The organism is Vibrio penaeicida (assembly GCF_002933855.1).
Lineage (GTDB): Bacteria > Pseudomonadota > Gammaproteobacteria > Enterobacterales > Vibrionaceae > Vibrio > Vibrio penaeicida_A.
Genome location: NZ_BFAQ01000064.1, coordinates 1 through 15,098, shown reverse-complemented (window position 1 = coordinate 15,098; position 15,098 = coordinate 1). Strand labels below are relative to the sequence as shown.

At 44.7% G+C, this 15,098-nt stretch carries 14 protein-coding genes; 13 read left to right on the top strand and 1 reads right to left on the bottom strand.

Annotated features, from left to right (window positions below):
- Window positions 1–303: 303 nt before the first annotated feature.
- Window positions 304–1,791 (top strand): sensor histidine kinase, encoded by a 1,488-nt coding sequence (locus VPNCDNU1_RS27540; protein WP_167404903.1) that lies wholly within the window; start codon window positions 304–306, stop codon window positions 1,789–1,791.
- Window positions 1,792–1,803: 12 nt separating this feature from the next.
- Here the strand turns inward: VPNCDNU1_RS27540 and VPNCDNU1_RS27535 are convergent, their stop codons facing one another.
- Entirely contained in the window at window positions 1,804–2,091 is a 288-nt protein-coding gene (locus VPNCDNU1_RS27535; protein WP_104403342.1) for a hypothetical protein, read from the bottom strand.
- Window positions 2,092–2,455: 364 nt separating this feature from the next.
- On the opposite strand from VPNCDNU1_RS27535, the gene VPNCDNU1_RS27530 reads away from it, so the two are divergent.
- From VPNCDNU1_RS27530 to VPNCDNU1_RS27475, 12 genes are all read left to right on the top strand, one after another.
- Window positions 2,456–3,361 (top strand): DUF808 domain-containing protein, encoded by a 906-nt coding sequence (locus tag VPNCDNU1_RS27530; protein ID WP_104403341.1) that lies wholly within the window; start codon window positions 2,456–2,458, stop codon window positions 3,359–3,361.
- 314 nt (window positions 3,362–3,675) lie between these two features.
- Entirely contained in the window at window positions 3,676–4,419 is a 744-nt protein-coding gene (locus tag VPNCDNU1_RS27525) for a FadR/GntR family transcriptional regulator (RefSeq protein ID WP_101114387.1), read from the top strand.
- A gap of 98 nt (window positions 4,420–4,517) precedes the next feature.
- Window positions 4,518–5,585, top strand: a complete 1,068-nt coding sequence (locus VPNCDNU1_RS27520; protein ID WP_104403340.1) for an ABC transporter substrate-binding protein — start codon at window positions 4,518–4,520, stop codon at window positions 5,583–5,585.
- Between the two features lie 142 nt (window positions 5,586–5,727).
- On the top strand, window positions 5,728–6,528 hold the full coding sequence (locus VPNCDNU1_RS27515) for an ATP-binding cassette domain-containing protein (RefSeq protein ID WP_104403339.1): 801 nt from the start codon (window positions 5,728–5,730) through the stop codon (window positions 6,526–6,528).
- Complete coding sequence (locus VPNCDNU1_RS27510; protein ID WP_104403338.1) at window positions 6,518–7,693, top strand: sugar ABC transporter permease; 1,176 nt, start codon at window positions 6,518–6,520, stop codon at window positions 7,691–7,693. The genes VPNCDNU1_RS27515 and VPNCDNU1_RS27510 overlap by 11 nt, the downstream gene beginning before the upstream one ends.
- A 76-nt stretch (window positions 7,694–7,769) precedes the next feature.
- Window positions 7,770–8,744 (top strand): aldo/keto reductase, encoded by a 975-nt coding sequence (locus VPNCDNU1_RS27505; protein ID WP_104403337.1) that lies wholly within the window; start codon window positions 7,770–7,772, stop codon window positions 8,742–8,744.
- A gap of 9 nt (window positions 8,745–8,753) precedes the next feature.
- Window positions 8,754–10,181 (top strand): NAD-dependent succinate-semialdehyde dehydrogenase, encoded by a 1,428-nt coding sequence (locus tag VPNCDNU1_RS27500; protein ID WP_104403336.1) that lies wholly within the window; start codon window positions 8,754–8,756, stop codon window positions 10,179–10,181.
- Between the two features lie 12 nt (window positions 10,182–10,193).
- Window positions 10,194–11,147 carry a 2-dehydro-3-deoxygalactonokinase gene (locus tag VPNCDNU1_RS27495; RefSeq protein WP_104403335.1) on the top strand — a complete coding sequence of 318 codons (954 nt, stop codon included), beginning with the start codon at window positions 10,194–10,196 and terminating at the stop codon, window positions 11,145–11,147.
- Window positions 11,117–11,782, top strand: a complete 666-nt coding sequence (locus VPNCDNU1_RS27490; RefSeq protein WP_104403334.1) for a 2-dehydro-3-deoxy-6-phosphogalactonate aldolase — start codon at window positions 11,117–11,119, stop codon at window positions 11,780–11,782. The genes VPNCDNU1_RS27495 and VPNCDNU1_RS27490 overlap by 31 nt, the downstream gene beginning before the upstream one ends.
- Before the next feature lie 48 nt (window positions 11,783–11,830).
- The gene (locus tag VPNCDNU1_RS27485) at window positions 11,831–12,991 is read left to right on the top strand and encodes a mandelate racemase/muconate lactonizing enzyme family protein (protein ID WP_104403333.1); all 1,161 of its coding nucleotides are present in this window, start codon (window positions 11,831–11,833) and stop codon (window positions 12,989–12,991) included.
- A 76-nt stretch (window positions 12,992–13,067) separates the two neighbouring features.
- On the top strand, window positions 13,068–13,451 hold the full coding sequence (locus VPNCDNU1_RS27480) for a hypothetical protein (protein ID WP_101114396.1): 384 nt from the start codon (window positions 13,068–13,070) through the stop codon (window positions 13,449–13,451).
- A 10-nt stretch (window positions 13,452–13,461) separates the two neighbouring features.
- Entirely contained in the window at window positions 13,462–14,844 is a 1,383-nt protein-coding gene (locus VPNCDNU1_RS27475; RefSeq protein ID WP_104403332.1) for a class II fumarate hydratase, read from the top strand.
- The last annotated feature ends 254 nt before the right edge of the window (window positions 14,845–15,098 follow it).

Genomic DNA, 15,098 nt, shown 5'->3' with positions numbered 1-15,098 from the left:
ACAAAGAGTAAAAGGCATGGGAACGGGGACGCCTAGTCGAACCCTTTGGGCAGTATTTGTGGCTGATTTCTACTGCGTTATCGCCCATTGATGTAGAGCGACTACACCGAATGAGCTCTGCCTTGTATAAATCCCCCACAAATTGCTGCAAAAATCATCTCGAAAGATCAACAGACCCTAGCCTATACTCAAATGAATGAATAGTGCTGAGCTGCTAAGAGAACATGCGTAAATTAAGAATGGGTCGTTACGTTAACGGGTTAAGAAATTGAGTTAACGAGTGGATTGAGACCAGGAATGAGTATGTTACGTAATCGTAAAGACAGAATGTTAGCGGTATCAATACTGGTGCTAGCAATGCTTGTCGGGCTTGTCATCTGGGCGGCGAGTTCACTTTTACAATTAAATAATAAAATAGAGCAAACTATCGACTTGTCCGAAAAGCGCTCCAACGCGATTCTCACAGCCACGTCGGCAGCGAATAAATTAGAAACTGAACTAGTGCGCTTAGTAATAGAAAATGATCCTAGTTTGATAGCCATCGGGGCGTCGTCTTCTATAGAAACTAATACACTTTTAGAAGCGTCGATTAACAACTTAAGAGACCAACTCCCGAACAATGATGATGTTAAGTGGTTAATCATCTTAGTAGAAGAAATGGTCCCTGAAAGAAAAGAAGTTATAGCGCTTGCGAAACGAAATTCAGATGCCATTGCTTTTGAACTCATTAATTACTTATCGCCAAAAATTAGCGAAGTAAGTGAAATACTTGCGATGCTTATTCAACAAGATCAGAAATACATCAACTCATTGCTGCGAGAATATCGGCACCGCGAATACACGACTTTAGTGATTACCGCATTGGTGATTATTGCCAGCATAACGATTCTTGTTTCACTCATTACTCGCTTACGAAAAGCGTCTAAGAAGTTAGATAGTCTGAATTTGAAACTGGAAGAGCAAGTCGATCAGCGAACCAAGCAATTGGAAGAGTCGTTTGACGATCTAACCGAAAATGTATTCGCGCTGGAACAAACGCAAGCAAAGCTGGTGGAATCAGAGAAAATGGCGTCGTTAGGCGTGCTCGTAAAAGGTGTTGCTCACGAATTAAATACACCGATTGGCATCGGTATTACCTCTGCATCCCATATGAAAGAGAAGGTAATGAGCTTTGAAATGTTACTTTCAAGTGGAAAATTGTCGAAGAAAAGCTGCGAACAATTTATTGCCGATTCCCAATCTTGTTTGGATATGGTGCAAGACAATCTAGAAAAATCGTCTGAGCTGATTCAGTGCTTTAAAAAAATTGCAATTGAGCATGAAAGCGTCCATGAAGATGCGGTTATGGTATCGGAGCTTATAGAAGATATTGTCACTAATCACGATCTCACGTCTGAAGATAACGTAGAAATTGAATTAGAAGGGCAAGCTGGCATATCGGCGTTTGTTTTTAAAGAAGCACTTCTTGATGTCATGAATAACCTAATCGAAAACGCGGTCTATCACTCTGATGAAACAACAAAACAAATCATTGAGATTGAAACTCAAGTCGTTGGTACCGATATATGTATTGTGATTAAGGATAAAGGAAAAGGAATTGATGAAGAAAACTTAACCAAAATTTTTGATCCTTTCTTTACTACTCAAAGAGGGCAAGGAAGAAATGGTTTAGGTCTTGCCGTCGTTTACAACCTTGTGACGCATCTACTCGACGGGAAGATAAACTGCAAAAGTCAGCTTGGAGAAGGCACAACTTTTGAGATCACCTTCCCGTACAAGCCTGCTATCTAGGATCAACAGACCCTAGCGAGAGAGCGCTTCTTTATTAACAAACAGTTTGTCGCCTAACTTAGTTTCTACCAGTACATAGCCTTTATTTGGGAAGTTTTTCACAACCTCTACTTTTCTTTTCCGCTCAAGAACACGACAACCATTAGGTAATTGCGCGTTCTTTTTCACTGCTTTTCTTTTCATGAATTTTTGTATCGATGCGTTCGTTTCGCACACGACTCTGTTTTTCTGAACCGTTACATCTGCATAGGCAGTAGCGGATAAAGTAAGTGAGATGAGCAGTACAGCGATATTTTTCATGACGTTACCTATCTAATAGAAATTGCATATATAGTATATCGTCCCATAAATATGTAAAGGTCGAATTTTACTTCGATTTTGAGAATGAGGAGAAAATGTTTCAATTTCGGGATTCCACCATGTCTAGCGCGGAAAAAAACACCAAATTGGTCCAGAATAAAACGGTAATAGTACGGTAACTGTTTGTTAATTAAGAAAACACAATAGAAAAATAGCTTCAAAAACTGATATTTTGAAGTGTAACAAAGTGTTATAATGTGTTTCTTAAAGTTTCAATTTGAACTTTGTTTTGACGTGGTAGAGAAAGCTCAAAGTTGGATCGCCGCGTATTTTATTAGATGTCGTTGCTATTCAGAAGGATTATATGGCTGGATTAAGTCTTTTAACGTTGTTGGATGATATTGCTACGGTTTTAGATGATGTCGCTGTGATGTCAAAAGTCGCTGCAAAGAAAACCGCTGGGGTATTAGGGGACGATCTCGCCCTGAATGCTCAGCAAGTATCGGGCGTTCGTGCCGACAGAGAAATCCCTGTGGTGTGGTCTGTTGCTAAAGGTTCGTTCAAAAATAAGCTCATTTTAGTACCATCAGCACTGCTGATCAGTTCCGTTGCTCCATGGCTAATTACCCCTCTTTTATTAATAGGTGGGCTTTTTCTGTGCTTTGAAGGAACAGAAAAGGTGTTAGAGAAAATGTTTCACGTACCAGAGGAAGAAGACGAACCCGCTTCAATCTCAGAGCACGTTGAAAACATAGAAGAGTACGAGAAAAAGAAAATTACAGGTGCGATTCGTACCGATTTTATTTTGTCCGCAGAAATCATCGTGATTGCGCTAGGAACCGTACAAAACCAAGTATTTACTACTCAGGTATTGGTCGTGAGTGTGATTGCCTTATTGATGACAATCGGCGTTTATGGTTTAGTCGCTGGTATTGTCAAACTTGACGATCTTGGCTTCTATCTGCAAGAAAAAGGGCAGGGTGATGGAGTTGTTACTGCCATTGGTGATGGCCTTGTCGCGTTTGCACCAAAACTCATGCATATGCTTACGATAGTTGGCACACTTGCGATGTTTTTGGTGGGCGGAGGCATTGTGGTTCATGGTGTTCCTGTAATTCATCACTTAATTGAAACCATCATTTCGTCTATCCCGTCTATCCCGTTTATAAACGGTTTTCTGCCAACCTTACTTAATGGCTTGGCTGGATTCATCGCTGGACTGATTGTGGTGTCTGTAATGGGAGCAGTAAGTTTCCTGAAATCGAGGTAACAGATTGCTTTTTGATGGGTGAGATCGCCTCACCTCACTTCTTATTCAAAGTACTCAAAGTATTCTAAAATTTCTCCAAACCTTTGCGCAGCTTAACTTGGCTGCGCTTCTTTTTTTCAATATTCCCTCGTTGTATCGCCTCCATAATGCGGATCTTGGCTACTCATCAAATCCCTTATTCTTTTTGCTTCAATATTGAGACTGATGTTTCAAGGTTAAGAAGTGAGCATTTCGTGTATAAAATTCACTCGATCAAAAAATAAACAAATGCATTAATAACATCAACGCAAACATCAGATGTTTAAGGTCATCATATGAATGAGCTTTCTTACTACAATTTAAAACAAATAGCGGGCTTAACCCCAAGTCTAGCCAGTCAAGTGGCGCGCGAGATAGGACGAAGAGTGGTTTCAGGGCTATATAAGCCAGGTGATCTATTAGAAGAAGAAGGCGCATTGGCTGAGAGGTATCAAGTTAGCCGTTCAAGTGTGCGGGACGCGATTAAGATTTTAGTCGGCAAAGGGCTATTAGAGGTAAGAAGAGGGATCGGGACAAAAGTACGATCAAGAAACGATTGGGGGCTGCTAGATGATGATGTACTGGCATGGTACCAAGCCACACCACCGACCGACGAATTTCTCGCACAGTTAATGGAAGTGCGAGTGATATTCGAACCTCAAGCCGCGTTTTGGGCAGCCCAACGCGCGACAGAAGAAGATTTGCAAAACATTAAACACGCCATAGAAGCGATGGAAAAAGAAACCAGCTCTACGGAAGATTTCGTTTTTGCTGACGCGCAATTTCATCGCTCAATATTAAGAGCCACACACAATGAGTTTTTAGGTGCCTTAGAGGGCATTATTTTTTCTGCACTCCTTAGCAGTATTCGAATGACCAATACCGACCCAAGAGAAAACGAATCATCCATTCCCTTTCACCGTGAAGTTTATGAACTGATTGCGAAAGGTGAAGGGGAAGAAGCGAAAAACCGAATGCTGAACTTGCTGGTGGATGCCAGTGACCGGCTTAAAGAAAGGTTAGATGGAAAATCTCAGTGAACGACTAGGAAATAGAAACTAGCAAAGAGAAAAGGTTCGCTCTTCGAATATAGAGCGATTGGGCTGTAACAAAGGGAAATGAACAGCAGGAGTAAAACATGATTAGGAACGTGAAAACAAAAGCGATGCTAACAATGGCGACCTTCGCGTCTGCCATAGCGATGACCAGCACACCCGTACTGGCAGAAGATTTTGTCGCAATGCTACTACCAGAAAACGTAAACCCACGCTGGGAAAGCCAAGATGCACACTTTTTTGTAGAAGCGATGAAAAACATATCGCCAGAGACAAAAGTAGAAGTGTTTAACGCCAACAACGATACAGCCACCCAGCAGCGTCAAGCAGAGCAAGCGTTAACGCGTGGCGCGAAAGTGTTGGTTGTTATCCCAATTGACGGAGAATCAGCGGCGATCATTGCCGACTCTGCAGCGGAATCATCCGTACCTACTATCGCGTACGACCGAATGATTCATTCAGAAAACACCAGCTTTTGGATTCAAGCATCTATGGAAAAAACAGGTGAATCGCAAGCTCAACATATTGTAGATAACACCAATAAAGGTGACACCTTAGTGATGCTGAAAGGTTCACCGACTGATCCGAATGCGGCGGTGATCTTTAAAGGGCAAATGAATGTGCTTCAACCTTTGTTCGATTCTGGTGAAAGAAAGCTGGGGTATGAAAACTGGACGCAAGGTTGGGACCCAGCGATTGCACGTCGTTCAATGGACCAAGCGCTGACTAAGTTGGACAACAACGTTCAGGGTGTTGTGTCTTCGAATGATGGCAATGCGGCGGCGGCCATCGCTTCATTGGAAGAGCAAGGCATGTCTGGGAATGTTCCTGTTAGTGGGTTAGACGCAACAGTGCAAGCGCTCCAGTTGATTTTGCTTGAGCAACAAACACAATCAGTATGGCGACCTTTCGACAAAATGGCGGGTGTGACGGCACAAGTTGTCGACAAGCTTCTCAATGGTCAAAGTGTGGAGTCTCTGACATCAGGAACCGTAAAAAATGGCGTAAACGCGGACGTATCTTTCGTTCCTGTCGAGCACTATTCCGTAGTGGGTGAAAACGGCGTGGCATACGTTATCGACAATGACCCTTCGATTGAAAAATCGGATGTGTGTCAGGGTGAAGCCGCTAAAACACGTTTCTGTAAATAGAGCTATCTCTGCAATTAAACCTTTTTCTAATAAAGGTCTATGACATGTAGATAGATTTACAACGTGTAAATACTGTGCCGACGTTATCTTGCTGTCGGCACAGCGAATGAAAAACATGGACGAAGAAAGGCGAGGAGTGCCAATGGAACAAGACTCAGTTGTCCCTCATTTGAAAGTTTCCGGAATTTGGAAATCATTTGGTAGTGTGGAAGCACTTAAAGATGTGCATTTTGAAGTTCAGCGAGGGGAAGTCATGGCACTGGTTGGCGACAACGGTGCGGGTAAATCGACATTAATGAAAACCCTTGCTGGTGCTTATATTGCCGACCACGGCGAGTTCTTTGTCGATGGCAAAAATGTCACTGTCGATTCGCCTCAAAGTGCAAATAAACTCGGGATTCAGATTGTCTATCAAGATTTGGCTTTGTGCGAAAATTTAGATGTGGCCGCAAACTTGTCACTCGGTAGCGAACCCGTTATCGATAGCGGTTGGTTAAATTGGCTACCAAGAGCGTTAAAACCATTGGATCACCTCCAAATGGAGAAAAAAGCGCTTAAAGCGGTAGGTCAGCTTCAAGTGAAAACACTAAAATCCGTTCGGGCTAAAGTGGAAGTATTGTCTGGCGGGCAAAGACAGGCCATCGCAATTGCACGTGCAGTCGGCGCGGATTCGAGTGTGGTGCTATTGGATGAACCCACTGCCGCATTAGGCGTCGCCCAAACTCGACAAGTGCTCGATGTAGTGAAAAGACTGCGTGAAACCAATCATGCTGTTGTGTACATCTCACATAACTTGTCCGACATTTTTGAAGTGTGCGATCGAATCACGGTCATGCGCCACGGAGAGAATATTGGCGTCTACAACACTCATGAAACCAATCCTGACGAAATCGTTGTCGCGATGACTCGCGGTCATGAAGAGGAGGTGAAGCATGTCGGCTAAATCTTCTCAAAGTATGAACTTATTTAATAAACTCAGAAGCTCCAAATTTGGCAATTTTGTGCCCGTATTATTTGCCTTATTCGCCATTTGGACGTATTTCGGCATCACGGAGCCGGCTTTCTTAAGTGCTCGAAACTTTTATTTTCTCTTCATGCAAAGTTCCGTTGTAGGCATTTTGGCGGTGGGTATCACGATACTTTTGCTATTGGGTGATATTGATTTATCGGTTGCAGCTACCGCCGGTGTTTGCGCCGCCATTCTAGCGGTATTGACAACCAATTTGGGTATACCTGCACCGCTGGCATGCTTGGCAGCTATTGGAGCGGGTGTTGTCTTAAGTATGTTTCAAGGCAGCTTGGTCGCCTATATTGGAATCCCTTCCTTTGTGGTAACACTGGCCGGTTTACTAGGCTTTCAGGGCTTGATGCTTAAAATTTTGGGCATTCATGGGGCAATAAACGTACGCGACCCATTTATCCGCGGTATTACCACAACAAGCCTTCCAGATTGGCTTGGGTGGGCGATTGTTGCATCAGGCATTCTCCTAATTATCTTGTTCGCCACTCGTGAATATCGGCAGCGAGAGAAAATGGGATTGGAGCAAGATGCTGTCTCGGGTATCGCCGGAAAAATCCTATTTTTTGCGGTACTAGCTGGAGCTGCGGTTATGACGCTCAATAGCTACAAAGGTGTCCCGTTGGTGGTGCTCATCTTATTTGGAATCAGCTTACTATTCGCGTGGATCACAACATCCACCCCATTTGGTCGAGCATTGTTTGCGGTTGGTGGTAATCCGGAATCGGCAAGACGAGTCGGCATATCGCTAAACCAAATCAAAATCGCCGCATTTGCCATTACGGGTTTAATGGCGGCACTGGCTGGAATTGTCGGTGCTTCTCGCTATGCGTCTGTGTCGTTTAATGCCTTCGCAGGTGGTCCACTTTTGTTGGATGCAATAGGCGCAGCTGTTATTGGTGGTACTTCGCTTTTCGGTGGTCGAGGCAGTGTGTGGAATGCCATTTTAGGTGCGCTTGTGATTGGGTCTTTAGGGAATGGACTCGACCTCTCAGGTGCCAGCGCAGCGGATAAGTTGATGTTCTCCGGCGCAATCCTATTAATTGCTGTCTCGATTGATGCTCTTTCAAGGAAGACAGGAAAAACCTAATTCTCTCATTCGTTTATAGGTCTTAAGACGTGTTTGCTCTCTTAAAGATCTCAACTGTTCATAAGGAATAATGACGATGAAAACGTACTCATTAAAATCCATCAATAAGCCTGTTTCGGCTATTGGGCTAGGGACAATGATTTTCCACCCTGATTCGAAGGATCGCGATTTCAGTTTGTTGGATGCATTTGTTGAAAATGGCGGTACATACGTGGATACCGCGGAAGTATACGGCGCAGTCGAAGAACACGGTTATTCAGAAATGGTGATTGGAGATTGGTTAGAAGCCAACCCAGATAAGCGTGAAAAGATTGTGCTCGCGACCAAGGGTTTGATAACTGGCTACTGTGCACCTCTTCATCCGGGAGGGGCAAAAGTGAACCCAGAATCGGTTCACCGTGCCATTGATGGATCTCTAGCAAGGTTAAAAACCGATTATCTCGATATTTGGATGTTCCATCGTGATGACCTTACTCAACCCGTTGGACCGCTTGTGGATGCACTTGACGCGGAAGTAAAAAAAGGACGTATCCGTGCTTATGGCGCATCGAATTGGAGTACAGAACGGATCCAAGAAGCCATTGATTATGCACGGGCCAATGGCAAAGCAGAAATGATGAGTTCAAGCCCTCATTTCTCCCTAGCGAAAGCCAACGAGCCATTTTGGCCAGATACGGTTGTGACTTCAGAAAGCGACAAACAGTGGTTTACTCGACATGACTTCCCACTCGTTGCTTGGTCTGCATTGGGGAGAGGGTTCTTTGCTAAAGGCGACGTTAACGATACCAGTGATGAAGATTTGGTGCGTGTTTTCTATTCCGATGCCAATTTCGAAAGGAAAAAACGCGCGACAGAGCTTGCTTCAATTAAAGATCTCAACATGTTTGAAATGGCATTGGCCTATGTGCTCAATCAACCGTTTCCTGTGATTGCACTTAATGGTGCAGAAACGCCCGAACAAGTAAAAACCTCTTTGCACGCCGCGTCTCTTACACTGTCTCAGGCTGAAGTTGACTGGCTAGATTTGTCTTCAGACACCAAACCGTTTTAGGAGAAAAGCATGAACACTTTACCTATGTACATTGGTGGCGATCTGGTCACAACCGAATCCGTTTACGACGTGGTAAACCCAGCGACTCTAGAAGTGACGGGCTCGATAGCAAAGGCTAATGCATCCGATGCGAATCACGCTCTTGAAGCAGCGGAAAAAGCTTTTGCTACATGGTCGACCACCCCCATTTCAGAGCGTGTTCATTGGATGAACAAATTGCGAGATGCGGTGATTGAAAATGAAACGGCACTTCGAGAAGCCATTCAATTAGAAATGGGGAAAAACTGGGCAGGGACGCAAGAGGATTTTGAATCTTTGGTAAACAGCCTCGCGTTCTATGCAGAAGAAATATCAAGATTTCGTCCCGATTCTCTTCTCGATAAAGAGGGAACACATAGCCACGAATTGGTCCATGAACCTGTTGGTGTTGTAGCGGCGTTTCTCGCATGGAACTTCCCGCTACTGAATCTTGCGTTCAAGATTGGTCCGGCTATGGCGTCAGGTTGCCCTATTGTTATCAAGCCTTCGTTAAAGTCACCCATGTCTGCGTATTTAGTTGGAAAGCTGTGCCACGATATTGGTCTTCCTGCTGGAGTAGTAAACGTTGTGTGTGGCGATGACGCAGAAGTAGGTGATGCGCTTTCAGCTTCAACCATTCCGTCCATGCTAACGCTGATAGGCTCGATAGCAACGGGTCGACACATTATGAAAACGGGTTCTACCTCTATTAAGCGGTATTCAATGGAATTAGGAGGGAATGCGCCTGTGCTGGTGTTTGCCGATTCCGACTTGGATCTCGCTGCCGATATTGTGTGTGCGGTCAAGTTTGGTAATTGCGGGCAAATCTGCGTTACTCCAAACCGTGTATTTGTTCAAAAAAGTGTCGCGAGTGAATTTGCATCTAAAGTCGTCGAAAGAGCGAAGGCGGTTAAGGTCGGTTACGGGCTTCAAAGTGACAATGAAATGGGACCGCTTATAGATGCGCAAGCTCTAAAAAGGGTGGATGAGCTGGTGCAAGATGCCGTCATTAAGGGCGCGGCTTTGTTGTATGGCGGAAATAAGCCGGATTCGATAAACACGGGTCACTTCTACATGCCAACCGTGTTAACCAATTTGAATAGTGAGATGCGAATGTACCAAGAAGAAATTTTTGGCCCCGTTGTCTCAATCTATGAGTTTGAAAATGAAGCGGAAGTACTGGATCATGCTAATGACACAGATGCAGGGCTCACCGCTTATGTGTTTACGCAAGATCAAGCGAAAGCCCAGCGTTGTGCAACGCAGCTTAGATTTGGCGAAATCCAAATCAATGGCGTGAAATATGGTATCGACTTGCCCCATGGAGGGATCAAGCAGTCGGGTATCGGATGCGATTGCTCGCACTTAGCTCTGCACGACTATTTAGCAGTGAAAAGAATTACGCGAGCACTGGATTAAGGACAGATCGGAATGAAAACGCACACAGCCAGTGTTATAGCGATGGATTGGGGTTCAACCATGCTGCGAGCTTACCTGCTAAGTGATAAGGGCGACCTTATGGCAGAGAAAAGCTTTCCATGGGGGGTACTTCAGCTACCTGAAAGTGGCGGGAAAACACTCACCTACGAGCAAGTGTTTTATGCCGCAGTCGACGACTGGTTGATGGCTTTTCCTGCCTTACATGTCTATCTGACAGGTATGGTAACCAGCAAAATAGGTTGGGTAGAAGTACCGTATGTTGAAGCGCCTTGTGCCATTGAAGACCTGCACGCCGGAGGTCATTCGCTCCTCACCAAAGATTGCCAATTGGTGAATTTGATTCCTGGTGTGAGTTATCAAGGACGTCAAATTGACTTAATGCGGGGGGAAGAAACGCAGTTACTGCCTTTCCTGAATAGTTGGGAACGAACTTACGATGGATGGATCGTTCTCCCCGGCACACATTGCAAGTGGGTGTTGATTCAAAACCTTCAGATTGCAGAATTTCAAACCTACATGACGGGAGAGTTGTACTCGCTCCTAAGAAAGCACTCGATACTTGCCGCTGGATACAGTGAAGAGAAACAATCGCTCGACATCGACTCGTTTTTAAAAGGTGTGAATGCAAGTTTGAATGCCGCAGGGATCATGTCCGAGCTGTTTTCATGCCGAAGTGCCGTTTTATTCGGAGAAGTCGAAAGTGCCCACCGGTTCTCCTATCTCTCTGGTTTGTTGATAGGTGCGGAAATCAAGGAAGCGAAAACGGCATTGGGCGGTTTGCCTGCTGAAATTTCTTTGATAGGTGATGAGCACTTGTGCGACCTATACCGAATGGCGCTGCGGTTTTTCAAATCGGAAATGAACATCAAGCAATACAGCAACACGGCTGCACAAGGGATTTGGGAGATGCATTCATGGATTCAGAGCAACAAGCAACAGAGCTAAATCGGTACCTAAGTCAATGCGGCTTGGTGGCGATTTTAAGAGGCATCACCCCAACCGATGTTTTGCAATACGCAAAAACATTAGTTGATGAAGGCATCTCCATAATCGAAGTGCCTCTAAATTCACCAGACGCGATTAAAAGCATTTCGATGTTGGTGAGCGATTTAGGAAACGAATGCCTTATTGGCGCGGGTACGGTGTTAACCACAACCGATATTGACGAAGTGGAGAGTGTAGGGGGCAGATTGATCGTAATGCCGCACATGGACACCGAGCTCATTGAGTACGCTGCGAATAAAAACCTTGTGGTGATTCCCGGAGTCGCGACGCCAAGTGAAGCCTTCGGTGCACTCAAGGTTGGTGCTACTGCGCTCAAATTGTTTCCCGCTGAACAAGTTTTAGCGACAGGTTTAAAGGCGTGGAAAGCCATATTACCAAAGCATGTAAATGTGTTACCAGTCGGTGGAATTACCCCTTCAAACATGTCGGAATATCGACAATCTGGTGCGAGTGGCTTTGGGTTAGGCAGTGCTCTTTATCGAGCAGGTATACCGCATAGTGAATTTGCAAAGAACGCAAAAGAATTTGTCGCCGAGTGGCATCGCTTGGTTCGGACGACTGATCTATCGAGATGATGTTTGTCGCAATTTGAGTCAGTACAACAAGGAAGTAAAGAGGTCACCATGAAAATAACAAAGGTGAAGAGTTATGTACTGCAATATGACCTAGAAGAAGAGTTGGGTTATTCGCAGCAATACTACGCCAAAAGAACGGCTCATATTATCGAGATCACAACGGATAACGGGTTAGTGGGCTACGGCGAAGCGTTTGGTGGCGGTGGAGTGGCGCTAGCGAATCAAACCATTGTGGAACAAGTGATTGCGCCATTAATAATAGGGATGAACCCATTAGACAACGAAGTGATTTGGCATAAAGTGTACAACTTGCTACGCGACCATGGGCAAAAAGGCATGCCTTTGCAGTCTCTTTCGGGTGTAGATATCGCACTTTGGGACATTAAAGGTAAATTCTATGAGCAGCCGCTGTATCAATTACTCGGTGGTGCATTTCGAGATGAAATTCCGGTTTACGGCTACGGTATGATGTTGCAACGTGTACCGGACTTAAAAGAAAGGTTCGAGAAAGAAAGCGCAAATATCGCTTCGATGGGCTTTAAAGCCATGAAGATGAAAATCGGCATGGGCGTGGCAAAAGATGTTGAATTAGTTGAAGCGGTGAGAAGTTCCGTCGGGAAGGACATCGAAATCATGGTGGATGCCAACCACGCCTATACCACACGTGAAGCATTGCCTTTAGGGCGAGAGCTAGAGAGGCTAGGTGTGAGTTGGTTTGAAGAACCCGTCGCGCCAGAGGACAAACAAGGCTATCGGGACTTATGTACCCATTTGGACATGTGTATTGCTGGCGGTGAAGCGGAGTTTTCGAGGTGGGGATTCCGTGATTTGATTGAGCACAAATGCGTGGATTTGTTGCAACCTGAAACCTGTGCGCTCGGCGGTATAACGGAGTACCAAAAAGTCTTATCCATGGCTCATAGCCATTTTGTTCCAGTTGTTAACCATGTTTGGGGCTCCGCCATTGCTGTAGCCACCAATATTCACCTTCTTGCTTCCATGCCCGATTTACCCGGTGGTGCACACCCCGTTCAACCGATGTTGGAATACGACACAACCCCAAACCGATTCAGAGAAGACCTGCTTGTTCATTCGCTAGATGTGCTGTCTCAGGTTAAAAATAAAGACGGCATGATCGGTTTGCCCAAGGGGCATGGCTTGTGTATCGAGCCTGATATGTCGTTCATACAGCAATATTTGATTAGTTAACGACAAAAACATTGAAACATCGACTCGATTAGAATGATAATGGTTATCAATAAGGTTTAGTTTAATCGAGTCGATCATGAAAGAGTCTACCTTTTTATATCAAACGTTCTATCAAGCTGAAGATCGCTTTCTGTTTCATACCGAAGAAAACGGGTTTGAGCACGAAGTGGTTTTTAGCTACATCCAAGCTACCCTTAATTTGGCTTCTTGGTATGGAAAGGGGACAGACTTTGCTAATCCACTATTGGAAGAACTGTTTCTTCGCAGAGTGTATTACAACCTTCTAGAAACCATCAATGACGCCACCAATTGTCGGACATTACGGCAAATCTGTTTAGATCAAATTCACGGTCCTCTTATTGCGCTAAAACGGCATTACTGCCATTCATCAGCGGGCTACGAGCGTTTTCTTTCGCTACAAAAAGACCTGCAAAACATCCAATACACTACCGATCTATAAAGGAAATAGAATGACCACTTACCGTATCGAAAAAGACAGCATGGGCGAAGTGCAAGTGCCAGAAGCAGCATTGTATCAAGCACAAACTCAACGCGCGGTAGACAACTTTCCAATTAGTGGCATCACCATGCCAGCCAAATTCATTCAGGCTTTAGCGTTTGTGAAACAAGCTGCGGCAAAAAGTAATGCCGAGCTTAACCTGCTAGAGCAAGACGTAGCCGACGCGATTTCATCCGCTTGTCAGGAAATCATTGATGGTCAGCACTTGGAACAGTTTCCTGTAGACGTGTTCCAAACGGGTTCTGGCACCAGTTCAAACATGAATGCCAACGAGGTGATCTCGACGCTGGCTTCTCAAAAAGTAGGCAAAGACGTAAACCCAAATGATCACGTGAACATGGGGCAAAGCAGCAACGACGTTATTCCTACCGCTATTGCTGTTAGCGCTGCGCTAGCCGCAGAAAAGCAACTTCTACCCGCGCTTAAGTATTTGAGCGATAAAACGGAAGAGAAAGCCGTCGCCGTTGAACATGTCGTTAAAACGGGTCGTACTCACCTAATGGATGCAATGCCAGTGACTTTGTCGCAAGAACTGCGTGGTTGGAAATTCCAAATTGATTCAGCACAGCGTGGCATTGAAGAAACATTACCTCGCGTTAAAGCATTAGCTCAGGGTGGGACAGCAGTTGGTACTGGCATCAATGCGGTTCCAGAATTTGCTGGTTTGTTTGCAAAGAATATTTCGGCAGCAACAGGCGTAGAGTTCGTTTCGAGTGAAAACTTCTTCTACAACATGTCTAGCCAAGATGCGATTGTCGGATTGTCTGGCCAGCTAAAAACAGGCGCTGTTGCCATCATGAAAATTGCGAACGATCTTCGTTGGATGAACTCTGGCCCATTAGCTGGCCTGGGGGAAATCGAACTGCAAGCGCTTCAGCCTGGCTCTTCCATCATGCCGGGTAAAGTGAACCCAGTTATTCCTGAGGCAGCCGCAATGGTAGCAGCACAAGTGATTGGTAACGATGCAACCATCACTGTGGGTGGCCAGTCTGGTAACTTCCAATTGAACGTTATGTTGCCTGTTATCGCGTTGAATATTATCCAAAGTATCGAGCTATTGGCGAATGCATCTACTCAATTAGCGGATAAAGCAATCTCGACCTTCAATGTACGTGAAGATAACTTGCAAGTGGCGCTCGCTAAGAACCCGATTCTAGTAACAGCGCTAAACCCAGTTATCGGTTACTTGAAAGCTGCAGAAGTCGCTAAGAAAGCCTACAAAGAGCAACGCGCTATTATCGACGTGGCGGAAGAAGAAACGGATCTAACACGTGAAGAACTTCAAAAGCTGCTCGACCCAGCGAAGTTAACGAAAGGTGGTATTGCACAGTAATTGTGTAAGATATTGGCAAAAAATGGACGCTGAGGCGTCCATTTTTTTATGCGAAAGATTAATGGTGTAGGCATCGACGAAGATTATTTCGTTTATATGTTATCTAAACGTAAATTTCTTAAGAAAAAATAGTCCGTTAAAAAGTCACATTTCCCGACGAATCCAGATTATTACCGTAAATAAATAGGGTGATGACATATTCTGGATGCATATCACGTTAATTTGCAATAACTCAAAATTTTAAAATATTATAA

Bases quoted from the DNA above. Each gene is read 5' to 3' on its own strand.
- VPNCDNU1_RS27505 (WP_104403337.1), top strand. From the start codon at position 7,770: ATGAAAACGTACTCATTAAAATCCATCAATAAGCCTGTTTCGGCTATT.
- VPNCDNU1_RS27520 (WP_104403340.1), top strand. From the start codon at position 4,518: ATGATTAGGAACGTGAAAACAAAAGCGATGCTAACAATGGCGACCTTC.
- VPNCDNU1_RS27540 (WP_167404903.1), top strand. From the start codon at position 304: ATGTTACGTAATCGTAAAGACAGAATGTTAGCGGTATCAATACTGGTG.
- VPNCDNU1_RS27480 (WP_101114396.1), top strand. From the start codon at position 13,068: ATGAAAGAGTCTACCTTTTTATATCAAACGTTCTATCAAGCTGAAGAT.
- VPNCDNU1_RS27475 (WP_104403332.1), top strand. From the start codon at position 13,462: ATGACCACTTACCGTATCGAAAAAGACAGCATGGGCGAAGTGCAAGTG.
- VPNCDNU1_RS27500 (WP_104403336.1), top strand. From the start codon at position 8,754: ATGAACACTTTACCTATGTACATTGGTGGCGATCTGGTCACAACCGAA.
- VPNCDNU1_RS27515 (WP_104403339.1), top strand. From the start codon at position 5,728: ATGGAACAAGACTCAGTTGTCCCTCATTTGAAAGTTTCCGGAATTTGG.
- VPNCDNU1_RS27495 (WP_104403335.1), top strand. From the start codon at position 10,194: ATGAAAACGCACACAGCCAGTGTTATAGCGATGGATTGGGGTTCAACC.
- VPNCDNU1_RS27510 (WP_104403338.1), top strand. From the start codon at position 6,518: ATGTCGGCTAAATCTTCTCAAAGTATGAACTTATTTAATAAACTCAGA.
- VPNCDNU1_RS27490 (WP_104403334.1), top strand. From the start codon at position 11,117: ATGGATTCAGAGCAACAAGCAACAGAGCTAAATCGGTACCTAAGTCAA.
- VPNCDNU1_RS27535 (WP_104403342.1), bottom strand. From the start codon at position 2,091: ATGAAAAATATCGCTGTACTGCTCATCTCACTTACTTTATCCGCTACT.
- VPNCDNU1_RS27525 (WP_101114387.1), top strand. From the start codon at position 3,676: ATGAATGAGCTTTCTTACTACAATTTAAAACAAATAGCGGGCTTAACC.
- VPNCDNU1_RS27530 (WP_104403341.1), top strand. From the start codon at position 2,456: ATGGCTGGATTAAGTCTTTTAACGTTGTTGGATGATATTGCTACGGTT.
- VPNCDNU1_RS27485 (WP_104403333.1), top strand. From the start codon at position 11,831: ATGAAAATAACAAAGGTGAAGAGTTATGTACTGCAATATGACCTAGAA.